Source organism: Blastopirellula marina (assembly GCF_002967765.1).
Lineage (GTDB): Bacteria > Planctomycetota > Planctomycetia > Pirellulales > Pirellulaceae > Bremerella > Bremerella marina_A.
This window is the reverse complement of record NZ_PUHY01000005.1, coordinates 762,125-789,016: the sequence shown is the minus strand read 5'-3', so window position 1 is coordinate 789,016 and position 26,892 is coordinate 762,125. Positions and strand designations below refer to the sequence as shown.

Below are 26,892 nucleotides of genomic sequence, written 5' to 3'. Positions count from 1 at the left end.
GTAGATCACGATGAAGCAACTTACGATTTCTCTGCTCACGCTTGTTATGCTGACCATGCTGGGCTCGGTTGCGGTGGCCCAGCATTCGGCAGGCGTGCCGACGCAGTGGAAGCCTGGCATTCAACGACCGGCGAAGGATTGGGACTTCGACGGCAAACGCATCCTAGGACACATCGACCACGATATCTGCCTTTGGGATGCCGCAACCGGCGAGCTAGTCCAGCGCATGAAAGGGCATCGCGAGCGGATTGAGAAGGTCCAGTTCAGTCCGGATGGCCAATTGGCCGTAAGCAGTTCCTGGATCAGCGACGGTCCGATGGTTCCGTATCACTCGAACGATACGCGCACCATCGTGTGGGACTTGCGAACTGGCACGAGTCGCTGGTCGTGGCCCGATCAGGTTGCCGGTGAGTTCAGTCCAGTTGGGAAGCGTCTGGTTACGTTTTCTCGACGTCCTAACCAAACAACCAGTTTCGATGCCTCCATCTGGAATATTGAATCCGGGCGTTTGGCCGTACGACTGAAACTGGCCGAAGGGAGCTCGCCCTATTGGGATTCGCTGCACTTTTCTCCGGACGGTAAGAGTCTCTTTCACGTCACGTCAAGCGGAGCAACGCTTTTCGATGCCAGTACCGGAAAGCGACAAGCTCGCGTCAAGCTGAATCACGGGCTTCAACATCTCACGTCAAGCGGCCGCATGGCCTGCTTTGAGCTCGGCCGGGATTCTGGGCAAATCACGGTCGTCGAAGTCGCGACTGGCAAAACACAAAGCCGCCTACCCCACGGCCAACAGGGTGTGTGGTACGGCGCGTGGCATCACAATGGAAGCAAGCTCGCTGCGTTCCCGATCGGTGGTCCGATTCACATTTGGGACGTCGCGACAGGCCGCTTCGTAACCGGCAGCCCCGTGGGACAATACCCTTACACGGCCGCCATCATTAGCCCTGACAATCGGTGGCTGGCGGTTACCTGGGGTGGCGCCAACGTCGAGAACGTGGACATCCCTGCGAAGTTCGGGTTGTACGATGCCAACTCAGGCCAAGAGATCCTCGTGGCCGACCGCCCCATCGATAGCCAGATGATCGGCTTCTCACCCGATAGCGAAACGGTTCTACTCGTGGGCTCTGAAGCAACAACCTATCGAGCCTTCGATGGCCGACGACTTCTTACGGTCGCTTTGACACGAACATCGAAGCGCGGAGGACACTAGTGTGAACTCAATCGCTTCTGAGTTGACATCCATCTGCCAGGTACTGCTCGACCTCTTACCGGCAGGCCCGAACCAGGTGGTCTGTGCCATGTCTGGCGTCAATGGTATTCCTGAGGAATACCCCGATGTACTCCAAAACGTTCTTGCGCACGTTAAACGAACATGTCCCGATATGGACGATCGTATCGTCGAACAATTTCTTCGCGTTAACGATCATAGTACGTCACTCGATGGAATTCTTGGCGCGATCGCAGGTATACGGCTATTGGACACAGAAGCGTTTCGTTCCATCGCCCACAGCGACAACTTTTGCGATGATAACAAGTCGCCAACGGGGTCGAACGGACTACTTGAATTGTCTTACCCTGCGATGAATATCAACCGTAACTGGTCACTGATTTACGTGATTCATTCGCACGGAATGCTAGCCAGCTCTGGCGAGTTCTATGCTTTTCACCGCGTTGATCGAAAGTGGGAACTAGCGAGCAAGTTCATCTGGTGGGAGACGTAATATCAATGACACCCTGACCCGATCATGCCCACAGACGGCCTCACGAAACCACATCCAACTCTTTAAACGCGTTCAGTCGATCTTTCCACGGGCTAGGAAAAGACGCGTACCCTTCCACCGTAAACTGGTCGCTTCCATAGTATTCAAACTGTCCCTCAAATTCTTCCGCGCTCATGGGATGTGCGAAGTAAAACCCTTGAGCCGACTGGCAGCCTAGCTCTTGGAGCACCGAGATCTGTTGCGGTATCTCGACGCCTTCGGCAACCATCTTCACGTTCAAGTTCCGCACGAGGATCGCCAACGAGTGGACAATCGCGGCCCGGTCAAACGAATTCACGATACGCGACACGAGCGACATATCGAGCTTGATTGTATCGATCGGGAAGCTTTCAATCGCCGAGAACGTCGAGGTACCGGTTCCAAAGTCATCGATTGCGATCTTGACGCCCAGATTCTTTAGTTCATGCATCCGCTCGATCACGATCGGCATATTCTGGTCGCCGATGTCTTCGGTGATTTCCAATTGAATGCGTTCAGCTGGGACGTCCGAAGCTTCAATGATCGTGCGAAACTTCTCGACCATGTGAAAGTCGGAAAACTGCTTCCGCGAGACGTTCACGCTGATCACCTCGGGCGCTGTGAGTGGATGCTTCTTGATCCACACCGACATCTGGTGCAAGCTCTCTTGCAGCACCCAGGTTCCCAACTCGAAGATCAGTTCCGAGTCCTCTGCGATCGGCACAAACTCGGCCGGGCTGATGGGGCCGAGTCTCGGATGATTCCATCTTAGAAGTGCCTCCGCACCTTCCAGTCGTCCTGTACTCAACGAGAAAATCGGATGGTAATGGATGTGCAATTGCTTGCTGCGGGTTGCATCGCGAAGATCCCCTCCCAGCTTGGCTCGTCGCGTCAGTCGCTCGCGCATGGTGGGCTCGAAGAACTTGATCCTCCCTCGTCCTTCCAGCTTCGCTTGGTACATCGCCGCGTCAGCGTCGGCCAGTAGTCGCTCGCTTCCATCCGCCAGATCGCTGCGCAGTGCCACGCCAATGCTGGCCGTAGTAGACACATTCGCACCCAGCAGGAAATAGGGCGCATTGAGCGATTCTCGCAGTTGATTAACGATTCCGCGGACTTTCTCAATCTCTTCGATGTCGCGAATGACCGCCACAAACTCGTCGCCTGCCAGTCGAACGACCGCGCGGGTCGACTCGTACGCCGGTAGTCCGCCGGCAATTCGCAGCACGTTGGTGGAACGCCGGCCGACCTCGCGCAGCAGTTCATCCCCCACATGATGCCCATGCAGATCATTCACTTGTTTGAAACGATCGACATCGAAGAACACCAGAATCACTTGTTGGCGGCTTAAAGCGATTCGTTCCAGATACTCCAAGAGCCACGCTCGATTAGGCAGCCCCGTCAAAAAATCGCTCAGTGCCGCATTCCGAAGATTGATCTTATCCACCTCAATGGTTTGGTGGGCCACCATCAGTTCCGCAAGCATTTCCCCTCGATCGCGCGCCAAGGCCACTGTTTCTCGGTAGCGACGCACGAAGAAGACCAGGGCGACGATGGCGCACACGTTGATGGCGATAATCAGCTCATCAACCTCCCAGCTTTCATGCTGGGCATTGAACTGCATGACGTATTCGAAGACATCAAGCTGACTGCACACGACGAGTAACACCGTGGCAATCACACCCAGGATCGCTGCGTCAATCCACATCATCCGGTGAATCTTCGTTAGTGGCCCCGCCTGATTGACACGGTCGGGATCGTTCGGATCGCCGGTGGATAGACTACGCATCAGATCCTCCTCGCCACGGCGAACAACGGAACGCGCCTGACTGCCGAGAAGCAGGCCAGAGAAACTGGAAGGTCAGCATTGCCAGGCAAGTCACCAGGGCAATGGGCAGTTTGTTGGATTTCATGGGGCCAAACAGAATGGTCAGCGGAGCGAGATAAAAGTCGATTCAACTCTGCGATAACAACCGCTTCGTAGCCGCCGCAATCCGCGCAGTGGTAGCGCACTCTGCGGTTAGCCGACGCAAACTCGCCAAGCACATCCGCTATGACCGGTCTGAAATACACGACGAATCGACTGGATATTGAATCGGCCGTTGCGAGGCCCTAACACCCTATATGTCGCGAGGTTTGGACGCTCTCTGCGACTCGGCTCGCCGCTTTCCTCTTCCCCAGCGGATCATCAGAATGCCCACGGCGCCCATCAACACCGCGGCCAACCCGCCGGCAATCGCGGGCCATATTCCTTCTTCCAGGCCAGTTCCCACCCCGACGATCAATAGAAAGGGTGAAGCCACAGTCAGAATCCAACCATTCCAAGTCGAGGTCGTCGCTGCGTTCTTCCGCTGCTTCTTTTCGAGACGGGCCATCATCTCCTTCGTCTTCTGCGGATCGCGACCAGGACGCATCAAGTAGAAGTTGAGATAGCCCAACGTAATCAACGGAAACACGGCGTAAAATATCCCCCCGTAAAAGTCCGAGGGATTGCCGGTAAAATAGGACAGAATTGCACAAGCCAGGAAGAGCAGCAACGAAGCACTTCCTAGGATCCATGCCGATATTCGCCTAGCCACGGACAGGGATGCCGCAAATTGTTCGTCCTCAGTTGGGGTCGTCATACGATTAGCATACCGGCTCTGCCGTACTCTTGCCGAATACATTCCACCGATTAAACCACAGATCGATCGCAGCGACTCGCCTCGTGAAATTCCTCGACAAGCTCCACATCTGGGAAACCAATTACGGCCGCGACGCCGGTTGGCTGATGTCCTACCGAGGCGAAGCCGTTGCGTTGCTGACCGATCCGCAGTGGGAGGATATGTTCTGGATAAGCTACCGACTCACTTATCTCCCGAATAAGACGGTCAACACGCAACAATTCTATCGCGATGACTTCTGGAATCATGAAGCCTGTCACGATGGCACTTGGCAGAATGCTTACTTCAACCTGGCCCCAACCCATCCACTCGCTGGTCGTCCGCCACAACGGCCCGGCGATCGCATCTCGATGCGTGGGCTCTATCTCAACATCCCCGCCCCTGGCTTCTTAGCTCGGCAAATTCTGAGATACCGGACCCACCGGGGACTCACCTGGCGTCCTCCCCCACGGCCCGATGTTCGATGGGAGCATGAGTCATCATAAGAAGCTAGATTTAACGTCTCAGAAAGCTTTCCCCCTTGGCAACAGCCCGCCAGCGGACCCCAGATTCGCCCCTCCGACCACGCGGTAAGCCAAACAACAAGCCCGTAACACACGTTGAGTCCTGATACTTTTTCCTCATTTTGGATACTTATCGGAAGTCTTAGGTAGGATAAAAATGGGAGATGCTCTAAAGAGATTGCTTAATCTCCTTGACGAGATTGGAAACGAACATGAAGAATTGTTTGATTCAGATGTTCGGCAGAATATGAGAAACGCCATCATGGAAGGATTTGTTCGTCACCGATTGCAATACGAGATTCCGCAAGATTTCGGAATGTTCTCTGAGGATGGCAATACGGCCGTTCGTAATGCCATTTCCGAATATGTTGCGACTGCGAACAAGAAAGCTGACGAATTGGAAATCAGAGCATTTCATGATCGACTGAATGTCATGCAGGACGACTCCGTATGCAGCGTCAATGGGAATGACTATGAGGAGTACCTCGGGCATTCAAGGGGTGAGTTCTTTGATGAAGTTGGCAACGTAATTCGCACGCAATGAACTACCGAGTCGGTTTAAGGTGTCAGGACTCTTTGTTTGTTAAGGAAGTCAGGGAATGGGTGGTGGCGGACGCTTTGGAGGCGGGCTCTTCTAAACCAAATCTTCTGCTTACGAGAGGACATAAACGTCAGGAAGATTTCCGCCTTGGCAACAGCCCGCCAGCGGACCGCAGATTCACTTCTCCGACCAAGCGGTAAAACAAACAGCAAGCCGGTGACAAACATTGGATGCTGACACCTCTTTCGCCCTCAGGGAATTCGCTTCATCTGGTACAGAAAAGGGTAGCGGTTCAGTCAAAATCATTGATCTGGTTGGTACTTAAAATGCAGACAGGATTTCTCAACAATACCAACTTGTCTCAATCGATCGGATACGAGTTTTTCAATCTCAGTGATCTCAGTCGCTTTGAATTGAAATTCCCTATGGTCTTCGACACCTATTTTCCCGATCAGCTTTCCAATAAACATTACGTATTCTTCGTCTGGCGAATCAAAATTTCCCCAATAATATTCAAGGCCAACTTCTTTTGCTGCCAAAATCTTCGGATGCGTCCTTGACTCCAGAGCGGTTATATCGTCTTCAGTAACCTCAAACCGAATCCCATAAAACACAATAGTTGTGGCAGCCATTAACGTTCTTACTATCTACAGACTTTTAGTTACAACATCAAACCCGAGCTTCCGAAGCTTTTCAAGCAATTCTGCAGAGAGCCCGATTTTGCCGGTGACATCGCTCCGGGTAAACTCCCAAACGCCCCACTGGTTTAAGGTGTCAAGCCGGCTCAACCGGCCAAGCTGCAACCGTTCCAACCGGCACAGCCTGTGAAGATCGTGATGCAGAAGCCGAAGGCAGATCGTAGGCGTAACTATTTGTACTGATCGCCTCAAGAATGGCACTCTATGCACTCAAGAACATCCCCAACAGCAAGTTCACATTCCGCATTTCGAGACTCAAGCCCGACAGGAAGCCGCTGCCTCCCAGAAGGCCCTGCCAAATCGTGGGGATGCGTTCCAATTGACGTAATCCTCCAAATATCCGACGACCCAACTCGAACGTAGTCGTCGCAACCTGAGACGAGATTTCCCTCCTCAAAATCCACAATTGCCATGACGCTTGCTCGTTTCGGGATCTTCGTCATTTCGACAATCTTTATCCTAGTAGCCATGTCCGTATCTTTCGGTTAGTTCCTGAAGCTTGTTGACCCACGCTGCTCGGTTTCTCGTGATCAAATCAACTTCTGCTTGAGTCCACCCCTTCCGGCGTGCGATGCGCAACAGCATGTCTTGAGCCTCGATCTCAAGCCTCACTCCAACAAATACGCCTTTTACGGAATCCAACTCCGGGAACCCAATGCGCCTGTATTGACCATGGTGGATCAACTCTTCGATAACTTGAAGACGAGTTGCATTTGGACCAATGACAAGTGTTCCGGGGCCACCGGCTCTTGGGAGATAAGCAGCCTGAGCACCAAGGTACTTGAGCACTCTCGCAGCTTCGTCACCCGTCACCAGCGATCCACCATTCTCCAAGTGGTTGGCGAGGATCTTTTCCAGCTTCTGCCCGTCAAATAACTCGCAGTCGGTTTAAGGTGTCAGGACTCTTTGTTTGAAGTCAGGGAATGGGTGGTGGCGGACGCTTTGGAGGCGGGCTCTTCTAAACCACCGGTAAATATTCTGCATCGGAGAGGACATAAACGTCAGGACGCTTTCCCCCTTGGCAACAGCCCGCCAGCGGACCCCCGATTCCCCCCTCCGACCACGTGGTAAACCAAACAGCAAGCACGTAACAAACATTGAGTCCGGCGCACCTTTTCCTTGCACTGCTCGACTGGCCAAGCACCAACCTTTCAAAACGGCACAGCCTGCGAAGATCGTGAAGCAGAAGTCAAATTCAGATCGTTGACTCAATTGCCTCTGCAATTTTGGCAAACCCAGAATCTCGACATTCTTGCACCAAGCCTGTAGTTACTTCCGATTCGGACAATTTTGCACCTTTCGCGATTAGTAAATCGACGGCCTCCCCTTGCCCTGAAAGTGCTGCCACGCCCAGAGGAGATGCTGACGTGTTCTGTGTCACAAGGTTTGGGTTGGCACCTTTGCTCAACAGCAATTCGATTGCCTCAAGATGCCCCTTGGCGGCAAGCTGATGCAAACAAGTGCTGCCATCGAAAACATCTTGAAACTCTGGGTTTGCTCCCGCATCAAGCAGCCGGGAAATCTCCTTAACATCCCCTCCGCCTGCAATTCTAAGCAACTCCGTGCTGATGACCGCTGTCGATCTCATGATGAACTCCTTAGTACAAGTCGTCGAGCGTTCGGGACAGGATTTCTTCAAAGCTCAAGCGTCCACCCTGACTCTGATAGGCACGAAAGAGGTCGTCTGAGTAGGGTTGCAACACATCCATGCCATCGTCGGGTTTACGGCGTCAGGACTCTTTGTTTGTATCCCGAGTCGCCTTCTTCGGCCTACCGCGTGGCCGAAGCGTCGAATCTAGGTTCAGGCGACAGGCGGTTGATTGGGTCCAGTCGGGGTCGCCGAAGGGGGAGCCTCGGCGGATGGCGAGACGGATCGCATCGACTTCTTTCTCGGCCATCGCCTGATTGACGCGGTCTTTCCAGCGGGCAGGCCGTTTGATGGGCCACGAGGTGAGAAGCTTGGGCGACCGTCGCGGCCCAGCCAACCAACTGGCGAGCGACCCCCATTTCCAATCTTCGGCAGCGGCCACCAGGCCTGCCTGCAGGGCGTTGCGTTCCACATAGCGGCAAACAGCCAGAAAGTGGCCGTCGTCCTGCACGGGAAAACTCTTGAACCGGCCTTGATAGATGTGCCCTTCGCCGGAAGTCTGCTGGTGAGCGTGTCGCCGCATGGTGTGTGTCAGGGTGATCCACCGCAGGAAATCACTCAAGCCCCCATCTGCCGTCGGGCGGAGCACCAGATGCCAATGATTGGGCATCAACTGATATGCCAATATTTGGCACGGATACCGCAACAGCCCCTCGGCTAAAATGCGTTCAAACGCATCGAAGTCGTCAGGCTTATCGAAGATCGCTCCCCGAGCGTTGCCCCGATTCAAGGCATGATAAATGCCACCTGCCTCATCTGCTCGCTTTGGTCTACCCATTTGGGTAACATATCACAGGTCAAGCGGAGAAACAAAGAGTCCTGACACCTTTTCGTGGTCCAAGCTGCAAACGTTCAAGGCGAACTAGACCGCACGAGTGAGTGGAGTGTCTCGATCCGCTCGGCATCGGCTTGCGTCTCGATCGCAAGCTGTTGAAATTGTAAAAACTCATCCGAAGTAATCGGCACATCGTATTCAAACAGTTGGTCACACAGCATCTCAACTGCCAGCTTGCATTCGGAGAAGTCAGCGTACTCAACCGCATCTGAGATGACCTGCGGATCAATCCGGTCAACAAATTGATTGCCAATGTGCTTGATTCTATCTGCGAGTTGCATGGTCACACCTCAGGGAATTGGAATGCCTTTGGATGGAGTTAAAGTGTCAGGACTCTTTGTGTGACTTCCGAGTCGTTTTCTTCGGCATACCGGGTAGCCGGCGGTTGTGAAGGAAGCCACATCCTAACACGGTATCGGATCATCTTCTCCCACATAACACAAAGTCGCGTAAGTCGCACGTCCGCACGCTACGTAACATTCATGGCAAAGTCCTTCCTTCCCGTTCGCGGGGCGGCTGCATGGACTACTCGGACATTCGTTGTATCGCGAAATACCACGGTCTTTAGCCGGTAAATCATCGAGGCGTCGTCGCTCACTCGGACGGTTTGGCAACGGGAGGTGATTCGTCTATGGTGTTGGTGATTTCCTCAACCGTCGATTCTTCCTTCGGCTTACTTTCCTCCGCGACAGGAATACAAGCGATCACTACCGCCAACAGAATGATCACAACGAACGCACCAACCGAGAGCACGCCAAACAAGACCCACGGAATGGCGTGCGTATTCGCGCCTGAGCGGAGAACAAAGAGTCCTGATACCGTTTCTAGGGCCGGCGTTACCTGGGGCTCAAGCGTCATCTAATCTTGTCCAGTATCAGCTACCTGTTCTTGGCTCGGATGCGAACCAAACTGCAGGGGAAAAAATCCGAAACTGACCATCTATCAAGTGCACGAGGCGGTCTCGACCTTGGTGCAGAGTTGGTGGCTTAACGGCCGGGCCTCGGCAGCCTTGCTGGACCACGTCGCGGCCACGATCCAATACTGCCAACAACGCAACGCCCAGGCTCGGCGAAGCCACGCCAAGCGAACCCGCAGGAAACTGCGAGAAAAAGGCGTTAAACTAACGGAAATCGAACGTTGCCGCTGGGGGCCTACCTAGCGCTGTAGTACTAGTATCCCTAATTCCTGGAGTAAAGATCATGCAGACTTGTATAAGCTTGGTAGCTGGTGCATGTTTCGTTGCAATCTTAATTGCTGGATGCGCAGAATCGGACCGTGCACTTAGGATTCGGCCGAATACAGAAGATGATTTGGTCGTGGTCATAAAAGACGGCTCTTCCTATTCGTTTCCAGAACAACTTGACTACGAAGACTCTCTTTGGATTCGAGATGATAACTCTGTTCGCGGAATGGATTCCAGTGTCGCCATGATGTATTTTTGTAGGGACAGGCCAGAGCGACTCGATTACGCAATCGGCGCCCCGGGAGACCTTTTGAAACGGCGGTTTCAACTTCGCATTCAAAAGTCGACGTTTCATTGGGTTCCTTCGGGAATGACCACGAGCGTTCTCCAAGACGGATCGCATATCGAAACACCCTACGTCGCGGGATTTGCTCGGGGAGTCGTCAGATTTTACTATCCAAATGGAAACCTAAAATACGAAGGCAACGAGATTTCAGGCAGCCGAGAAGGGAAATTCAAGGGATATTACGAGACGGGCGAGATATGGTGGGCGGCGTCATTTTCCGATGACGAATATGTCGAGGGGTCAGCAGTCGTTTGGGACAAAGATGGAAATGTGTTAAGTATCGAACCGCTTGAGGTTCTTTTCTAGTGACACCAAGCCCCAGAGATGTTCCCGCGAACGGGTCGTATGCCGAGTCCTCTGTGTTGACTGGCGATAGTACCCATTTAGAACCTGTCTGAAAAGCCACTATTTCGGCTGGGTGGCACTGCTGAGGCCTCCACCTTGTTCAACCGCTTGGGGCGTGCCACTGCTGCCCTCGGCAGTGTCTTTAATTTAGGAAGAAGGTACGAGTGCAACTGGATTGGCATTGGCATATCGTTGCTTAAGCTGTTGCAAACCCGCCAACGATCGAATTCTCTGACCAATTCTTCGCGCATTCCAACGCTTCACGAGAAAGTGAAGAAAAATAGCCCTCCTCGTCCCATGAGTTCTCGATCGCACTGGTCCATCCGGCGACTTCGTCATCCGTCGGCAGTAGCTGCGTCTCCGGGCGAATTGTGTCTGGAATCGCTAACATCACACCGCCATCCCCGATCACTACCAATCACCGGAATCCCATTCATCATCGCCTCAGCAGCCACGCGACCAAAAGACTCCTGCCAGACCGACGGCATCAACATAGTATGCGTGACACGCAGGTACTCACGCGGATCGGGTGTGTTTCGCATCCGGTGAAGGTTGGCCTGAGATAGATTCGCCCCAGTCCGAGCCAGCCAGTCTACCGAGGCCCGTCCTTCGACAACCAGCAAAGGAATATCCGGCCTCCGCTTGCCCAGGACTTCGGCAATCTTGGCAAACACAAAAACGCCTTTGTGAAGGGATTTAAGGAGAAGGGATTTAAGGTGTCAAGACTCTTTGTTTATATTCCGAGTCGTTTTCTTCGGCCTACCACGTACTCTGCGTGTTGAATCCACGTTCAGGCGGCGGGCGGTTGTGAAGGAAGCCACATCCTGACACGGGATCATCTTCTCCCCTATAACACAAAGTCGCGTAAGTCGCACGTCCGCACGCTACGTAACATTCATGCCAAAGTCCTTCCTTCCCGTTCGCGGCTGCGTGGACTACTCGGACATTCGTTGTATCGTGAAATGCCACGGTCTTTAGCCGGTAAATCATCGAGGCGTCGTCGCTCACTCGGACGGTTTGGCAACGGGAGGTGATTCGTCTATGGTGTTGGTGATTTCATCAACCGTGGATCTTCCTTCGGCTTACTTTCCTCCGCGACAGGAATCCAAGAGATCACCACCGCCAACAAAATGATCACAACGAGCGCACTAACCGAGAGCACGCCAAACAAGACCCACGGATTGGCGTGCGTGTTCGCACCTGAGCGTAGAACAAAGAGTCCTGATACCGTTTAAAGGGCAAATCAAATGGCGACAGCACGACCAGAAGCCTATGGCAGTATTGTCTGCCACCTGGGCCAAGAAAAGGTGATGGAACGGATCATACGGGGGCAGGTGCGGGTTCCTGATGGGGAACGATCCTTACTGAGTCCCTTTCCGCCCGTGTTGGTTCCGATTTGGGCTACGGGTGCCCGAACCATTGTGGGCTTGTGGAAGCACTGGTTTTCCGATCGGCAGCCTACCTTCGCGGAGTTTTACGGAACAACAGTTTATGGTAGGCGAAACATGGCCTTCGAGCGTGGACGGACACTCAAGCAAGTCATCTACGGCCATCTGTTCGAGTGCATCACGAACAGGGACGGCGTTGATGACGAGATAAAAGCCTTCGCGAACGCTTGTGGGATCAGCGACGTTGATGAAATTGATCGAATATCTATCGACGGCGGGGATGTCACAACGCTGCGATCGCACGCTGAATTTGTTGGCAAGCTACCCCTTTCGTTCTTTGATTGTGACAGCCAGACTGATTACACCGGCGATTTCCCCACCAACGCTTTAGCTTCCAGCACTGCTGCATTACAACACTGCTGCGTGCATGAAATCCACTCTGGCTTCCAGAATCTGGAACCGGATTACACTTTGAGCGAGGCAGTCGCACAGAACTCGAACTCTCCCGAGTGGTTCCGTACAACATCTCAGAGCGAACTCTTTGAGCGATTGCTCGATGCTAACAACTTAGAGGGGGCGTGGATGTCCCTGAACTCACCGACGTGGACTGTAGCCGACGCTCGTCAAGCAATCACTGACCTTGCTGCAAGAGCAAATGACACTGCATTTTCGGCATTGGCAACTACTTGGGTGAATCTGCCATTTGCAGATGACGAGATGTGTTAATTCGAGGTGTCAGAATTCTTTATTTGTATTCCGAGTCGTTTTCTTCGGCATACCGCGCATCCGGCGAGGTGAATCCACATTCAGGCGGCGGGCGGTTGTGAAAGAAGTCGCGTTCTGGAAGGGATTTAAGGTGTCAGGACTCTTTGTTTGTATTCCGAGTCGCCTTCTTCGGCATACCGCGTAGCCGGCGGTTGAATCCACGTTCAGGCGGCGGGCGATTGTGAAGGAATTCGTCCTGACACCGTTTCTACGTCCCATCATTTCTGGCACCCAGGCTCTATCTTTCCCCACAGGCTAATGCTCGGATACAGCCTTTTTCGCCTTCCATTCCTTTAACCACAATTCCTCGCCGATAGCATTTGCAAAATCCCCATTCTTCTTTGCTTCTATCTTCGCCTGCTCAACTCGTGAGAAGCATCGTGATAGCGTCTCAGAATCTAGTTCAGCGAATTCAACAAGGTGGTGTGCGGCCCAAAGAGCAGCAGGTTCCCTGTCTAAGAGCGACGTAAACGCCATGATCGCAGCATGTCCTAAACTTGCAACTTCACCAGCAATTACGCGCATTCGATCAGTAGAGTTGTTGAGCTCTCTTAGAGAATCCTTGTCCGTGAAATCAACGGTTGCGGCTCTCTCTGCTCTCAACAAGTACTCGTCTATTAGGTCTTGAATCATGGCTTCGATCTTCTATTGCAAATGAGTCGGTAAAAATCGAGTTCCACGAAACTGTTTGAGCTAATTTGAGGCGTCAGAATTCTTTATTTGTATTCCGAGTCACCTTCTTCGGCATACCACGTACCCGGCGTGTTGAATCCACGGTCTTTCGCCGGTAAATCATCGAGGCGTTGTCGCTCACTCGGACGGTTTGGCAACCGGAGGCCGTTCGTCTATGGTGTTGGTGATTTCCTCAACCGTCGATCCTTTCTTCGGCTTACTTTCCTCCGCGACAGGAATCCAAGAGATCACCACCGCTAACAGAATGATCACAACGAGCGCACCAACCGAGAGCACGCCAAACAAGACCCACGGAATGGCGTGCGTGTTCGCACCTGGGGCCGAAGGGTGAAGTGTCGGAGCGGTGCCGACCATCGGCGCGGTCGAGCTTTCTTTGCGGAGTTTAGGAAGCTCGCTCTTATCGACCCGCACCGGAATCTCGATGTGGGCGTCCTTGCAGTAGGGGCAGCGTTTCCGCTTGCCAGAATGGCGGTTCTCGACCTTGAATCGCCGATAACATTTTGGACATTGAACCCGAATCGGCATACCGTATACCACGCTTAATTGACTTGCCGCGACGCTCTGTTCTGCCTCTTCCGCAATTCCTCACGGCAGGCGGCAACTCCCCAGCGAGGTCACCTTCAAGTATGCGACACCGCCGCGCCAAGGGTCAAGTTGTTTGTCGGTTGATGAGATCTAGATTGCCGCAATGACGCACATACTCAAGTCGGCAGCCTTCAGCGCGACTTCTCCACCGGATCATTCGGTCCATGCCCGACTACGGTAATAGGAATGTCCTCGATCGAAACCTGGCCGCTGTGCTTGTCGGTGACGATCAACCGTAGGGCGAACTGACCGCTACGGTTTAAGCGGAACGCTTGCTTGAGCGATAAACTTTTGACAGGTTCGGTGTATCGGGATACGGCCACTTTTCGGGATAGATTGACCTCGTAATCCGACAATCGATTCCCTCGAAGATCGACTCCAACCAGCTTCGCTTCGATGCTATGAGTCGAGTTCTTCCGTTCCGATCCGCACACGGTCGCGCTTAAGTGGTATGGTCGTCCCACCTGGAGGAGACTGCCCGCAGGCACGTTGGAATTCTCCCCTAAATAAAAACAATGTCCCGTTGTGTGCAGGTCTTGATCCGGGTTCACCACCAACTGCTGCGACACAAATCCAGTTGCTCCACTAACTCGGTCGGTGAACTGCAACGCCCAAGTTACTGGTCCAGCCATCGTTTTCGGTAAGTTGGTTGTCTGAAAGAGAGACATTTCCAGCACATCTTTACCGTGCAAATGAGAATGAGACAGCGTTGGTTGTTCCAAATCGTAAATCACTGCGCCCGCTTCATCAGTAAGTGTCGCTCGAAAATCAACTTCTCCTTCTCCCTTGGCATTGGTCGTTAGACCCGCGATACGGACTTGGGAGTGGATGGTATCGTTGGCATAGTAAATATTGTTCGGACGCGGCGTCCCAAATTCCCCACGCGTCAGACACATATCAATCGAAAGTAAACCTCGCGGGGGCGAGGGGACCGGTTTCTCGGTATCGTCGAAAACACTTATCACAGGGCAAGGAATGTCGCGGGTTGTCTTTTCGCCGCTGTTGAGATCCTCGACTGTAACTCGCAAGATTTGCTCTCCGGCACGATTAGGAGTAAACGGGATCTCGATGCGACCAATGGGATATTCCCCTTCCTTGGCCGCGAGCGCCATGTCGACCTCTTGCGTCTTCGCCTCGGCATGATAAGGATTTCCATGTTTGTCGCAAGCCAACGTCGATACTCGCAGACGAACCTTATTGTCCTTCACCATCATGTTCAGAAGTTGCAGTATCAAAAGATGGTCACGGCCTGCTTGTAGAAACATCCCTGGCGCGAAGGTGGGATCACTTGCCAAAGCGAATTGATATTGGATGATTGACAAATCCTTGACCGGCTTGGTCCACAGCTTCCGCGACGTAGTCACCCGTTTACCCGTCTCGGTATGTTCCAATTCGACTGAGAGTTCGTACGCCTCTTCCGAAAAGTTGTTACCTTCCAGCTTCAAGTTGATATAAACCGCTTCGACTCCTGGACCCAACAACTCCCAGTACAAGTTGTCGATGAAAGTCGATTCGTTGAGCAACTTGCCGCTTGGATCGTGATAACGCATGGTCACGGAGACGGTTGCGTGACCCTTATCTTCCGGTCGGGCTCGCAAACCGGTGATCCACACAAACGCGTGCGGATCTTCTTCGGTTTGAAACTCCGCACTTTCGCGGATCGGTCCGCCTGGTCCGTGCGTAAAGATAATCTGCGCCTCGAGCTTCTCTTCCCCATCCTCCGCCAACAATACCGCCGGGCAGCAAAGCAGATACGGCAAGATCATCACCACCAAACCGGTGTTTCGTAATCCCTTACCCATGAGCCAAGTTTCCCTTCAACTTGCGAATGCCGCGTTCAACGTACCACGGGTAATCGACGCAGTGCGTGACTGATTCCTGCTTCTGGTTTCTGACTGATCACCACTACCGGCAAGTCTTCCGTCGTGGTGTTGCCGCTGTGCAGATCGCGAATCGTTATGCGCAGCACATAGCGGCCAGGGCGATTGAAGATGATCGCTTGATTCCAATTGATATGGATGTCGGTATCGCTGTAGCGTGATTGGTAGACCGAGCCGGACGAAGTCAGCTCGAAGTTCGACAAGCGGTTGCCCTGCTCGTCGCAACCGAATACGGTCGACTGCAGTTCGTAGCTTGAATTCTTCCGTGTTAGCCCGACCACTTCGCCCAGCAGTTGGTAAGGACGACACGCCTGTAAAATGCAACCGGCCGGCAATTCACCTTCGCCACTCAATACGAAACGATGCCCTGTCAGATGCAGGTCGCTGTCGGGATTCATCTCCACCTCTTGCGTGATCGAACCTTCCGCTCCGGTTCGTTGATCGACGACATCCAGCGTCCAGAACATCTTGCCTGACTTCTCTCTGGGGTACTTCGTGTGTTGATGCAACGATACTTCCCACGTATCACCACCGAGAAAATGCTGAAACTGATACGGCCCAATCTCGCCTTCATACAGAACGGTGCCTTGCTCGTCGGTTGCCTTGGCGCGGATCAGCACACTTCGAACGCCGTCGTCCCCTTGCGCGAGTCCCGTGATCCGCATTTGCGCGTAGATTGTTTCGTTGAAATAGTAATGGTTATTTTGGCGGGCAGCACCGTTCTCGCCTTGGGTGAGCAGCATCTCTACTCCCAATTTGCTAGGCGGCGGAGAAGTGGCATTCGCCGCTTCCGGCGGAAACACGCTGACCACCGAAACGGGAATATAGCGAACCGCTTCTTTGCCGGAATTCAGATCTTTCACCACCGCATGCAGCAGATAGTTGCCCGCACGATTGGCTCGCACGGCGATATCAAAATCGACGGACACAATATCCCCTTCATTCACCTTGTCGAGGCGTGCACTAATCTCCTTGTTGAACGCCGTATCGCTTAACGGTCGGCCGGACAAATCGCAGCCGGTGATCGTTACCTGGAACTTACCCGCCAGATCGATCAGGTCGAACTTCTGCGCCGCGAGCCTTAGCACATAGTCTTTTCCTGCCTGCAAGACGAGGCCTGGGGCGCGAGTGCGATCCTCTTCGTAACCAATCCGATGGTTCACAATCGAGAACTCTTCGACTGGCTTCCACCAAATTTCCTTCTGCTGCAGCATCCGTTGGCCGGTCTGCTGGAAGGTCGCGTCCAGCTTCACGATGTACGGAGCGTCAAATCGCGGTTTGCCCGTGATATATAGATTGACGTTGAGCCCCGCTGCTCCTGTTCCGAGTAATTCATAATAGGGGGAGTAGTCGGTCGGCAACTGCAAGATGGTATCGCCGTTGGGATCAAGCATTTCCACGTGACTGCGAATCACCGCGATCCCGTCATCCTCAGACCGCGGCGTGAGGCCAGTCATCCACATCATGATCGAAGGGTTTTCGCCTTGCACGAAGACATTCGACTCGCGCCGAGCGCCTCCTGGCCCATCGGTAAAGAAGGCCTCCATCTGCGGTCCTTCGACCACCGGCGGCGTCTGCGCCCAACCAGACGAACCGGTCAGCATGCCCACCGCGATCGCATACGCCCAAATTGGGGCACGTTTGAATTCCATTTCACTTCCCCCGAAGCAACGAAGCCGGCCACTGCTAGCACAAACACCCGATTGGGTGCGCGAACTATACCTCTCGCGGCGTGGATCACCAAGCTCAATCCTGCCGCTTCACAGGCAGGTTCCCACAAGTCAGGCTGTATCCTGCTTGATCGACCAATCAAGATGACTCAGCATACCAGGGTCCAGATCGAATGAAGGTGATTCGATTGCCGTAACCGACCCGGAAACTCAGATCGCCCAACCCAATCTGTTGCCCGTCAAGCGAATCCTTTCCTCTTGGGATCCCAGGCGGATTTCAGAAAAGTGGCTTACCCCGGAAACCATGTGAACACGATGGACACTGGGGTGAATGATGCGGAAGGAAATCGATTCGAACGTGGTTCATCTGTGCAAGCTATTTATCTTCGAGATCTCTATGGTTTCCTGCCGCAATCGCGCGTCCCGGAAGGGGACTTGCAGTTTTTGCTCGCGAACGCGCCGCCAGGCTGCTACCATCTTTAGCAACGGGGCGTAATCTACTCAATCGATCGAGGAGCGAATGATGTCTCTACTCATGCGCAGCGCGACCTTGCTTTCTACGGGTTTGCTTACCCTCTTCCTGATCTCGACGGTTCAGGCCGAGCTTCCTAAATCGCTCCAGTATCCCAAGTCTCACAACTTCGGGAGCGAATCGGTAACCGAGAAACCCTTCTTCACCACGAAGACCACCGAGGAAATGGGCACGGTGATCCTTCTGACGCCTGACTCCTTCGATAAGGTGTTGGTGTACTACGAGAAGCAGTTCGGAGGCAAGCTCGGCAGCGATAGCGACCAGACCGCCGGGCTGACATCGGCCAAGCTCGTCAAAGGGTTCATTTCCAACGACGATTCCAAGCAAGGAACCGTCGACAACGGTAAATCGCCACCACGCGACGTTCGCCTGATTACGCTGACTAAGGTCGACGAAGAACATGTGGTCACGCTGGTTCTCAGCCGCGCCAAATCTGATCCGAAGACGCACATCATGCTGACTTGGGTCAAGCGGTAGCCGCCAATACCCAACAAGGATAACCATCCTATGTATATCCTCTTTTGGCTCGGCGGGGCGGCGCTGGTTCTGGTGGCCACGATCAACGACCTCACCCGACACAAAACCAACACAGTCAGCATCTTCCCTTGGTGGGCCTGGTTCAGCGTCACCAAAGAAGGTTCGCCAATCCTTTACTGGACCTGCATCACGGCCCAATTCCTCCTGGTCGCAGCGTGCGTCGTGTTTGCCTTCTGGACACCGAGTGGTGATTAAGCGATTGCCATTCAAGAAACACCCGACATGCCCGATCGTTCGAGCAGCCAGCCAGACAACCCATTTGAATCTCCCAGTTCCTCAGGGAAACAAGCGAGCGCTGCAGGCTCACGGCAGCCAGACAACGAATCTGGACGCACGATCATTTACAGACTTACGCCCTCATTGGTTAATAGGAACAAATCGCTCTAATGCGAATTTGCGGCTTACATTTAGGAAGCCAAGGCCGTAAACATGGCCGTCCAGTTGAAACGGAATACCGGACCAGATTGGAAGAAAGTTGTTCTCAAACGCCCATTCGGTGTCTAAGTCGGATTTGGCAGAATAGATTGGTGATTTCTCAGCAATCTCGGCCTTACCGTCACGGTAGGCCAGTTTGAACTTGCACCAGGAAATGGCAGTTCTGCACTCTCCACGCACAACAATGGAATCATCTTCCCCCAAGTCGAGAAAAGTCTCTTCGAATCGACCGAATTCGGCGAGTCCGTCAGGAAGCGGTGACTTCCACGGGATAATGCTGCCGGTCGGGTCGAGGACAGCCAGTCGGCCTTCGAGTCTACCTACTTTCAAGAACGCCAGGAAATTGCCATCGGCTAAAGGAAGCACCTTATGCACATCTGAAAAATGCTGGACATCTTGCAGCTTCCACCGCCTTCCACTTGTTCGACCACGCACGTCATCATCCAGGGGCGTGCGATGTCTTCCTTAGCGTCATCGCGTAACTGAAAAACCCTGACAATAAATGCGTCGTCGCGAACGCATGATTCCTCTGAGGCGAAAGTATAGTGTAAGCTGGCTTCGTCTGGATAACTCATTGAGTGTGATTCAACGATCTGCTCTGGTCCCAGTTTTCCCGTGATCGCCGAGAATTGGAGAATATGCAGTTCGCATAGTCGCGTCGAATCGATAAAGTGCACGACGAACACGTTCAAGGTATCGTCTTCCAGTGAACTGCCCAGCACGCTGCTGATGTTCTTCCCCTCTAATTTTCCCACGTGGACGCCAGTTCTGATCCGCCAGAGTTCTTGACACGTGTCGGCATCTACCTTCGCCAGGACGAGTTCACCATTTAGTCCGAGAAAGTGCTTGCCGGAATCATCGATCATAAAAAAATAACACTGCTTGCTTTTCTTTTCTCGCAGTACGGAGACGATATTCAGTTCTTTTTCGACTGGGAGCCAGCGTTGTTCAAGTTCAAAGGCAATTGCCTGATTTTCCAAGCAGGGAAATTTTCGGATGCCAAAACCTGAGCAAATGACAATCGCACCTTCAGAGTCTTTGAAAGTGATACGTTCGCCGGATTCGAAATCACAGGCGGAGGCTCTGTCTACATTCCAAGAGACGATTAAGAGCAGTGTCAGACTCATGACCTTAATAGATCGCGACAATGCACCTGGCGTGCACTTGAATTCAATTACCTTGAATAAGCAAGTGTTTGTAATTGATGTTCTCAGACAACATGTCATAAACGCTCTCCTTTTGACTCTGTTGGGTCATCGTTCATCTTACCATGAAGAGAGTATTCATCCTTGGTAACATTGCATTTCTTCTTCCATGATCCATAAATCCCCTGTTGGTCATTTCCGATGACTGTGCGTTGTCCTTGAGCCTGCTCCAGGGATGACGTATCTCTTTGTTTTGATGCACAGTTGCATGGGCTGGGTCAAGATTCAACGAAGCCAAACCAGCGACCGAAATCACTTCAAGATGGCTAATCGACGCACTCCCCAGACGCACTCCACCGAATGGTCTGCTGACCGCGGACTGAAATCGCCGGGCGTGTCCCAGCCAACGAATCTTTTAATTACCGTAGGCTAGGTCAAGCCTCAACGATAATCAATCGCCAACCCGTAACCAGTGCTCGCGCTGCTTTCGCGGAACGCAACAAGAACGAAAAAAGGGGCATGCCCTGAAGGACATGCCCCTTTTGATTTTACATTGGTCTCGACTTCTTAAATCCGTTGCATGCTGACGCGACCGGCTCGGACGTATTGCTTGTTGATGCCCAAGATTTTGAACTTCGGCTTGTAGCGATCCGCGGCCGAGTAACTGCCAAACTGCTTCGAGTGCGTTGGTTCGCCGATGCCGTTGTACTTCCAGATCTTCCAGTGCTGGCGGCGATAGTTATTGGCGATGCGATCGGCATCGGCTCGCGAGGTAGCAATGCTTGACCAAACAACGCCTCCGCTCAGCGGATGATACAGCGTGACGCGATAGCGGGTCGCTGGTCGCTCGCCTTGGCCTGGGTTCGGTGGGCACCAACCAGGGATGTCGATTTGAATCGGGCCCAACTTCAAGTCTTTGGCACTGACTTGGCTGGTGATGGCGGCGAAAGCAACAGCAACAAGCAGCAGGGAAGTAATGCGTTTCATGGGTCTGTCTCCAACGATTGGGTGGGAAATGTTTTGGCCGTTGGTTGGCCGGTGAGTGTCTCGCTATCAATCCCAGCGAGTGCCAGCATCCCTAGCGGCCAAACATCTTGAAACTTTTCTGAAAGACCCGTTTTGCCCGCGAATTCGGCGATTTCTCCCATCCTGATTTCGTCGAAAATAAAACTGGACAAGTGTACACATTTTCGCCCACAATGTCCCCGCCAACCAAGATTCCATCGATCACATCCGCGGGAGCTTCGCCATGAACATCACCCCCAACTTCGTCCACACACCGTGCGAATCGAACACTTCTATCGCGCGATCCAGCTTCCCGATCGATGCCTTACCACAGCCGCTGCACGACTACGTAATCGCCGCGTCGGCGGCCGCGCAGACATCGCTCGATCTGGCGGCGGTGACTTGTTTGGGGGTTTGCAGCGCGGCGCTCGCCGGGCATGTACGCATTGCCGACGGGGCAGGGGACGAGCAACCAGCCAGCCTGTTCGTCGCAACCGTAACCGCTGGATTGCGCCGCGAAGCCGACCTCTTTCAATGCGCTCGCCAGCCCCTGCAAACGCTCGAGGCCGAGCAGATCGAAGCGGCACGCATCCCCCGCATCCAGGCCCAATCGCTTTTGCGACAAGCCAAGATCCGCCTGCGCCAACGCGAGAAGCAAGCTGCCGGCGATCACCAACAGTTTCGTCAGGCCGCCCTCGACTTCGCCACGCAAGTCGTGGAGAACCTCGTCCCGGCGCTGCCTCGTCTGCTGATCGACGACACCACCACCGCGAAGTTGAATACCATTTTGGCCGAGCAAGACGGCCGCGTCGCGCGCTTCTCGACAGAAACCGCCGCCAGCGATCTCTTCTCTGGCAGTCGTTCACAACGAAGCCTCGCCCAGCAAGCGCTCTACTGGAAAGGGTATCGAGGGGAAGAGGTCACCATCGATCAACGGGGCGGGGAACGAACGACCCTCCGCCGCACCGCAATCAGCTGCGTTTGCTCGTTCGCCAAATCAACCGTGGCCGGTCTGCGGCACGGCCGCGCGCGGCGGAGCAGGGGAGTGCTCGATGCGTTCCTGTTCGCGTTGCCCGAACCGGCGTTTGGGAAAATGCCTTCGTCACCTACCGCGATCCCAGACGAAGTTCGCCAACAATATGAAACACGCATTCGTTCGCTCGCCGCTCAGCAAACCGACTTCACCCTTCGCTTGAGCGACGAAGCCAGGCAACGCTACCAGGCCTGGCAAACTGAAATCGCCATGCTCATTCGCTCAGGCAACCTCCCCGAATCGCTTACCGCCTGGGCCGATCATCTGCCTGGCAACACCCTCCGGCTCGCCGCCATCCTGCACACGATCAGCAATCGCAACGTAGCCGAAATTTCCGCCACCACGCTTCAGTCGGCGATTGCCATCGCTCAGTATTTCCTTCCGCATGCGCTCGCGATGTTCGATTTATTGCAGCAGCCCTACGAGACACCTCACCGCGATCACCCAACTTCGCCGCCTGAAACTTCCTCATCGCGTCCCTCGGCTTCCCAAATTGGCGCCGAACACCCAGGCACACGCCACATCGTGTCCCTTACCCCGATCTCGCCATCCAATGCGACGTCCAAAAAACGAGGAACGCCTTGCCATAACAAGCCCGCTCCGGCGATCGATCGCCATGAAGACTCCGACTTAAGTGACTCTCAGCCTCGCGAACCACGACCTCGCGGAAAGCACCCACCAACCACACGTGGCAGCGGCCCCCGCACTTACCGCGGCAGCCCCGCCGCCAAGCGGCGCGCAAAACGTTGACTGGAGGTCGATCAGATAAGAAATTTCAGCACCAGCAGTGTAGATCGAGACTTGAAATATCGCTGTGTCCTTCCAACGGCAGATCTCTACCGCGCCAATGGAAATCTGGAGAAAACACGACCTTTAACCTCTCCAGAGGGATACCGGGAAAACTCTCTACCTTAATAAGCGGATTACCACAGCCTTTCTCCCTTTACGAAAATAGGTCGGTTGTCTATGATTAGGGCAACCAACACCATTTCTCCGCTGTTTCCTGCCGCCCGAAGTAACTTGTTGCCTCGGGCGACAGGAAGAGCGTTTCCCCCCTGCATTGTTTCCACTTCGGAGGATCGTACGCATGAAGCGTCGTACATTCCTCGCGGGCGGACTCTCGTTGCCACTGGTGTTGAACGGGCTTCTCTCGCGATCGGTACATTCTGAGGACGCTGCTGGCCAAACCGAGACGGTTTCGGCCCTGGGATCAGCTAACGTTGACTTCGTTCGCGATATGCAACGCCGCTGCTACCGTTATTTCCAGGAAGCAGTCGATCCAGAAACTCAGTTCGTCGCCGACCGTTCCGCCGCCGATGGAAGTGGACATAGCAAACACGCCAGTAGCGCCGCATGCGGTTTCGGCCTGGCAGCCCATGCCGTCGCCGCGAGGAACCACTGGGCCCCTAAGGAAGCAATTCAAACCAACGTCCGTACGATGCTGCGTTCGCTGCTGGAAGTCGCCGGGCATGAGAAGGGATTCGTCTATCACTTCTTCGACATCAAGACGGGTGCCCGCGCACTTCAATCGGAAGCATCGACGATCGATACGGCCCTGATGCTGGCCGGAGCGATGACCGCTTCGATGGCGTTTAAAGAAGACTCCGAGATCACCGCGCTGGCGGACCAACTTTATCGCCGCGTCGATTGGCGGTGGATGTTGGGTAAGGATGGTTGCCTGCACATGGGCTACCTCCCCGAAACCGGTGTGATTCCGCATCAATGGAATCAGTTCAGCGAACACTTGATTTTGACCTTGCTGGCCATCGGTGCGCCAGACAACCCGATTCCGCCGTCGTCGTGGAAGATGTGGAAGCGACAGCCAGAGCTCAACTACCAAGGCTTCCGCTACCTCACTTATCCGCCGCTGTTCGTCCATCAATATCCGATGGCGTTCTTCAACTTCCGCAATTACCTCTCGCCACAGGGACGTAACTACTGGGAGAACTCGGTGGTCGCCCACAAGGCACAGCTCGCTTTCCAGATCGATCTGGCCCAGAAGTACCCACAGCAGTTCGGCCACTACGGGCCTGACTTGTGGGGCATCACCAGCAGCGATAGTGCCAACGGTTATCGCGACTGGGGTGGACCGTATAAGCCCAACCGTGTCGAGCCAGACCGAGGTATCGATGGAACGGTCGTGCCCAGCGCGGCCGCCGGTGGCTTGGCCGCCGTGCCGGAAGAAGCTCTCCGGACGCTTCAGTATCAGAAGGCACACTTCGGTGACGACGTTTATGGCCGATATGGATTTACTAACGCGTTTAATCCCAGCACTGGCTGGGTCGACCACGACGTAATCGGCATCGACACGGGGATCTCGCTATTGATGGCTGAGAACCTGATGTCGGGCGGCGTCTGGGATTTATTCATGCAACACCCCGCCGCTACACGGTCGCTACAACTCGCTGGCTTCAAGCCCGCGGGCCCCTCACTTCTGACGAGCAACTGATGAACCCCCATCGATTCCGTGGAGCCCGTTGCATCACGCACTGAGTGTGATGCAACGGGTCTTTTCTTCTAGCTTCGTCGATTGGTAGGTGATGGGTTATCAGTTCAACAGTTTTGAGCGTCGATGTCGGCGATAAATTGCTCGACTGCTTCCTTCCAATTCTGATGTTCGGTATCGACCAAAGTGAGCGTTTCCTTCAAATAGCGGAAGCCAGCGAATTGGGCAGCACTTTTTAACTCGTCGTCGGATAACTCCGATTCGATGACGGCAATGAAGAGATTGACGAGCAGCCCTTGAGAAGTCCGGGAGATCATTTCCATCGCCGGATGATCGTGCCATCCCTTACCAAACCAGATCTCTTCGTTACTCACCAAGAGTAACGTGTGATCACCGTTGGTACTCCACAACGGGTAGGCGGCGTCAAACTTCTCAGGCACATGACAGGTCCAAGCCATTTCCGCATCTTCGACTCGGTATCGAAAACATCTAGGCTAGTCGGTGGCCTCGATGAAATCGAGAAACTTGAGCTCCAAGCCATACCGAACGCCAATATCGCGGGAATAGGGTTGAACCTTAGGATGATTCAAATCTTCCATGAAACAAGAACTCCACGTAAGGGAAGCGCATGTGATACCTCTGCTACTCAGTCACCGCGGTAGAGAGCGGATCCAAATTCTCCATCCCTGCCGAAGGTTCGCGGAGGCTGATCGTAACCAACGTCCCATCGGCTGGCTTTGTCGAAACGCCTGCTTTCACGGGGTTGGCCTGGTTCACCGCTTGGAAGTGGAACAGCTTGACGAACGCTCCGACGACCAGCGCGACTTCCAACTGACCGAGATGCTTACCCGGACATACGCGGGCGCCATGGCCGAAGCCGAAATGGAGGAACTCTTTCGAGCGTGATTTGTCTTCGACCAGTTTCTCCCATCGCTCCGGCGCGTATTGGTCGGCCGGGAAGCCAGTGACCGCTTCGCCCCAATGATCGGCATGACGGTTGGCGTGCCACACGTCGAGCAAGATGTGCGTTCCTTGTGGGATCTCCATCACGCGGCCATCGGAAGTTTCCACCTTGGTGGCCGCGGTTGCCTTGCGCGGCAGAAAATAGAGCGACGGAGTCAACCGCAGCGTTTCCTCCAAAGCAGCGTTCAAACTACCGGCCGATGCGAGGTTCTCTGGCGAAAACTTCGACATCGGTCCCACCTCGGCAAAGATCCTCGCTTGCCAGGCTTCGTTACGAGCCAGATGCGAGATGGCCCACGTCGCGTACGAGGTCGTGGCCTCCAGTGCACCTGCCAGGAAGACCTTGATGTTGCTGCGAATCGCTTCGTCCGATGCCTCGGTGCGGAACTTGCTCCACAATCCTTTGCCGGTCGCACGTGCTGCCACGACGCGATCGGTCAGATCTTCAAACGCCTGGAAATCACGATCGGCCTGGGCGTAGCGACGACTGAAGCGGGCCAGGAATCCGCGTGACAAGTTCATTCGATTCGTCACCGTGTCTTGCACTATGTGATCAATCACCCGCTGGAGGGCAGGGGTATAGTGATCACGCAGTTCGCGGTACTCGATGTTTGCTCCAAAGAAGCAGGTGACCAGCATCTCGAGCATCAGCGTTTTGATCTCTGGCTCGATCTCAAGCTGCAGCTGCTGCTGGCCAGTTTCGGCCAGGTGTTGTCGCAAGAGGAGTAGCCGCTCGCGAACCGTCTTGCGCAGCGTGTCGGAGAAGTCTTCAAAGATCTCGACTTGGAACAAGGCGGTCTTGCCGAACGGAGCGGCCGATGCCTTTCGCTGCCGCCGCCACATCACGCCGTTGCCGAATAGCAGTGTGTCTTCACCGGTCGCCCGCGCGATGCCGGTCGACGGCAGCGTGTCACGCTCGAACTGTCCTTCGCGATCACCGGTCGTCGTCAAGATTGCACGGATGACGCCGGGATCGCGCGTGACGAGAACGGGATCTAGGCCGAGGCATTGAAAGTAGCGATTGTGCCGCCCTGGGCCAGTCTCTTGATCGGCATCCCAGAAATAGGTTTCCAGAATCTCGATCGGCCTTTGGAAATTCCAAGGATGCGGAAACGGCAGGGTTGGACGACCGTTTGCCGCGAACATCGGGACTCGGGTTGGCAGGCAGTCGCCGCCGAAAGGATTGCTGGCCATGGGATTGTTGTTGCTCACGCGGCTGCAAGGAAGGAATGTCAGGCGAACCTGGGCGGGTTTATTGTACTTCGTCCAGCACCACGAGGGGCGCTTATTATTATCGCGGAAACGGCGTAGGTTCGG

Annotated in this window: 27 protein-coding genes and 1 pseudogene; 10 read left to right on the top strand and 18 right to left on the bottom strand. The window is 54.1% G+C overall.

Features of this window, described 5'->3' with window-relative positions; genetic code table 11:
* Nucleotides 1-10 precede the first annotated feature (10 nt).
* A complete protein-coding gene (locus tag C5Y83_RS07605; RefSeq protein ID WP_105329051.1) occupies nt 11-1,210 on the top strand; it encodes a WD40 repeat domain-containing protein in 1,200 nt (399 codons plus the stop codon).
* Between the two features lies 1 nt (nt 1,211).
* On the top strand, nt 1,212-1,721 hold the full coding sequence (locus C5Y83_RS07600; RefSeq protein WP_146117699.1) for a hypothetical protein: 510 nt from the start codon (nt 1,212-1,214) through the stop codon (nt 1,719-1,721).
* Between the two features lie 40 nt (nt 1,722-1,761).
* Here the strand turns inward: C5Y83_RS07600 and C5Y83_RS07595 are convergent, their stop codons facing one another.
* Together C5Y83_RS07595 and C5Y83_RS07590 are read right to left on the bottom strand one after the other, a co-directional pair.
* Entirely contained in the window at nt 1,762-3,525 is a 1,764-nt protein-coding gene (locus tag C5Y83_RS07595) for a putative bifunctional diguanylate cyclase/phosphodiesterase (protein WP_105329049.1), read from the bottom strand.
* Nucleotides 3,526-3,856: 331 nt separating this feature from the next.
* Nucleotides 3,857-4,192, bottom strand: coding sequence for a hypothetical protein (locus tag C5Y83_RS07590; protein WP_146117698.1), 336 nt, complete (start codon nt 4,190-4,192; stop codon nt 3,857-3,859).
* 251 nt (nt 4,193-4,443) lie between these two features.
* Here C5Y83_RS07590 and C5Y83_RS07585 point away from each other — a divergent pair, with 251 nt between their 5' ends.
* Both C5Y83_RS07585 and C5Y83_RS07580 read left to right on the top strand, forming a co-directional pair.
* Nucleotides 4,444-4,884: a hypothetical protein gene (locus tag C5Y83_RS07585; protein ID WP_105329047.1), complete on the top strand. Its 441-nt coding sequence runs from the start codon at nt 4,444-4,446 to the stop codon at nt 4,882-4,884.
* A 280-nt stretch (nt 4,885-5,164) separates the two neighbouring features.
* Complete coding sequence (locus C5Y83_RS07580; RefSeq protein WP_146117697.1) at nt 5,165-5,446, top strand: hypothetical protein; 282 nt, start codon at nt 5,165-5,167, stop codon at nt 5,444-5,446.
* 299 nt (nt 5,447-5,745) lie between these two features.
* Here C5Y83_RS07580 and C5Y83_RS07575 read toward each other — a convergent pair whose 3' ends face one another.
* The 5 genes from C5Y83_RS07575 to C5Y83_RS07545 all read right to left on the bottom strand — a co-directional run bounded on the left by C5Y83_RS07575 (nt 5,746) and on the right by C5Y83_RS07545 (nt 9,482).
* Entirely contained in the window at nt 5,746-6,075 is a 330-nt protein-coding gene (locus C5Y83_RS07575; protein ID WP_105329045.1) for a hypothetical protein, read from the bottom strand.
* A 1,261-nt stretch (nt 6,076-7,336) separates the two neighbouring features.
* A complete protein-coding gene (locus C5Y83_RS07560; RefSeq protein ID WP_146117696.1) occupies nt 7,337-7,780 on the bottom strand; it encodes an ankyrin repeat domain-containing protein in 444 nt (147 codons plus the stop codon).
* A gap of 91 nt (nt 7,781-7,871) precedes the next feature.
* A complete protein-coding gene (locus C5Y83_RS07555; protein ID WP_105329041.1) occupies nt 7,872-8,567 on the bottom strand; it encodes a transposase in 696 nt (231 codons plus the stop codon).
* 74 nt (nt 8,568-8,641) lie between these two features.
* A complete protein-coding gene (locus tag C5Y83_RS07550) occupies nt 8,642-8,905 on the bottom strand; it encodes a MafI family immunity protein (protein WP_105329040.1) in 264 nt (87 codons plus the stop codon).
* Nucleotides 8,906-9,218: 313 nt separating this feature from the next.
* Complete coding sequence (locus tag C5Y83_RS07545; protein WP_105329039.1) at nt 9,219-9,482, bottom strand: hypothetical protein; 264 nt, start codon at nt 9,480-9,482, stop codon at nt 9,219-9,221.
* 695 nt (nt 9,483-10,177) lie between these two features.
* Between C5Y83_RS07545 and C5Y83_RS29350 the strand changes: the two genes are divergently transcribed.
* Nucleotides 10,178-10,459 (top strand): toxin-antitoxin system YwqK family antitoxin, encoded by a 282-nt coding sequence (locus tag C5Y83_RS29350; RefSeq protein ID WP_158262274.1) that lies wholly within the window; start codon nt 10,178-10,180, stop codon nt 10,457-10,459.
* A 374-nt stretch (nt 10,460-10,833) separates the two neighbouring features.
* Here C5Y83_RS29350 and C5Y83_RS07525 read toward each other — a convergent pair.
* A pseudogene (locus C5Y83_RS07525) lies at nt 10,834-11,175 on the bottom strand (glycosyltransferase); the annotation flags it as partial.
* An 828-nt stretch (nt 11,176-12,003) separates the two neighbouring features.
* Between C5Y83_RS07525 and C5Y83_RS07520 the strand changes: the two are divergent.
* Nucleotides 12,004-12,612, top strand: a complete 609-nt coding sequence (locus tag C5Y83_RS07520) for a hypothetical protein (RefSeq protein ID WP_146117694.1) — start codon at nt 12,004-12,006, stop codon at nt 12,610-12,612.
* A gap of 294 nt (nt 12,613-12,906) precedes the next feature.
* On the opposite strand, the gene C5Y83_RS07515 is transcribed toward C5Y83_RS07520, so the two are convergent.
* From C5Y83_RS07515 to C5Y83_RS07500, 4 genes are all read right to left on the bottom strand, one after another.
* Nucleotides 12,907-13,284, bottom strand: coding sequence for a hypothetical protein (locus C5Y83_RS07515; RefSeq protein WP_105329034.1), 378 nt, complete (start codon nt 13,282-13,284; stop codon nt 12,907-12,909).
* 177 nt (nt 13,285-13,461) lie between these two features.
* Nucleotides 13,462-13,869 carry a hypothetical protein gene (locus C5Y83_RS07510; RefSeq protein WP_105329033.1) on the bottom strand — a complete coding sequence of 136 codons (408 nt, stop codon included), beginning with the start codon at nt 13,867-13,869 and terminating at the stop codon, nt 13,462-13,464.
* 191 nt (nt 13,870-14,060) lie between these two features.
* Nucleotides 14,061-15,731, bottom strand: a complete 1,671-nt coding sequence (locus C5Y83_RS07505; protein ID WP_105329032.1) for a hypothetical protein — start codon at nt 15,729-15,731, stop codon at nt 14,061-14,063.
* Between the two features lie 35 nt (nt 15,732-15,766).
* Entirely contained in the window at nt 15,767-17,461 is a 1,695-nt protein-coding gene (locus tag C5Y83_RS07500; RefSeq protein WP_105329031.1) for a hypothetical protein, read from the bottom strand.
* 538 nt (nt 17,462-17,999) lie between these two features.
* Here C5Y83_RS07500 and C5Y83_RS07495 point away from each other — a divergent pair.
* Together C5Y83_RS07495 and C5Y83_RS07490 are read left to right on the top strand one after the other, a co-directional pair.
* Nucleotides 18,000-18,488: a hypothetical protein gene (locus tag C5Y83_RS07495; protein WP_146117693.1), complete on the top strand. Its 489-nt coding sequence runs from the start codon at nt 18,000-18,002 to the stop codon at nt 18,486-18,488.
* Between the two features lie 30 nt (nt 18,489-18,518).
* Nucleotides 18,519-18,743, top strand: a complete 225-nt coding sequence (locus C5Y83_RS07490; RefSeq protein ID WP_105329029.1) for a hypothetical protein — start codon at nt 18,519-18,521, stop codon at nt 18,741-18,743.
* A gap of 162 nt (nt 18,744-18,905) precedes the next feature.
* Here C5Y83_RS07490 and C5Y83_RS07485 read toward each other — a convergent pair whose 3' ends face one another.
* The 4 genes from C5Y83_RS07485 to C5Y83_RS29345 all read right to left on the bottom strand — a co-directional run bounded on the left by C5Y83_RS07485 (nt 18,906) and on the right by C5Y83_RS29345 (nt 21,276).
* Nucleotides 18,906-19,349: a hypothetical protein gene (locus C5Y83_RS07485; RefSeq protein WP_146117692.1), complete on the bottom strand. Its 444-nt coding sequence runs from the start codon at nt 19,347-19,349 to the stop codon at nt 18,906-18,908.
* Nucleotides 19,337-19,849, bottom strand: a complete 513-nt coding sequence (locus tag C5Y83_RS07480) for a hypothetical protein (protein ID WP_146117691.1) — start codon at nt 19,847-19,849, stop codon at nt 19,337-19,339. Before C5Y83_RS07480 ends, C5Y83_RS07485 begins: the two co-directional genes overlap by 13 nt.
* 846 nt (nt 19,850-20,695) lie before the next feature.
* Nucleotides 20,696-21,115: a hypothetical protein gene (locus C5Y83_RS07475; protein ID WP_105329026.1), complete on the bottom strand. Its 420-nt coding sequence runs from the start codon at nt 21,113-21,115 to the stop codon at nt 20,696-20,698.
* Nucleotides 21,112-21,276: a hypothetical protein gene (locus C5Y83_RS29345; RefSeq protein ID WP_158262273.1), complete on the bottom strand. Its 165-nt coding sequence runs from the start codon at nt 21,274-21,276 to the stop codon at nt 21,112-21,114. The genes C5Y83_RS07475 and C5Y83_RS29345 overlap by 4 nt, the downstream gene beginning before the upstream one ends.
* A gap of 101 nt (nt 21,277-21,377) precedes the next feature.
* On the opposite strand from C5Y83_RS29345, the gene C5Y83_RS07470 reads away from it, so the two are divergent.
* Nucleotides 21,378-22,916, top strand: coding sequence for a DUF3987 domain-containing protein (locus C5Y83_RS07470; protein ID WP_105329025.1), 1,539 nt, complete (start codon nt 21,378-21,380; stop codon nt 22,914-22,916).
* A gap of 337 nt (nt 22,917-23,253) precedes the next feature.
* Complete coding sequence (locus C5Y83_RS07465) at nt 23,254-24,615, top strand: glucoamylase family protein (RefSeq protein ID WP_105329024.1); 1,362 nt, start codon at nt 23,254-23,256, stop codon at nt 24,613-24,615.
* A gap of 104 nt (nt 24,616-24,719) precedes the next feature.
* Here C5Y83_RS07465 and C5Y83_RS07460 read toward each other — a convergent pair whose 3' ends face one another.
* Entirely contained in the window at nt 24,720-25,070 is a 351-nt protein-coding gene (locus C5Y83_RS07460; protein WP_105329023.1) for a hypothetical protein, read from the bottom strand.
* Nucleotides 25,071-25,254: 184 nt separating this feature from the next.
* Complete coding sequence (locus tag C5Y83_RS07455; protein ID WP_105329022.1) at nt 25,255-26,769, bottom strand: cytochrome P450; 1,515 nt, start codon at nt 26,767-26,769, stop codon at nt 25,255-25,257.
* Nucleotides 26,770-26,892 lie beyond the last annotated feature (123 nt).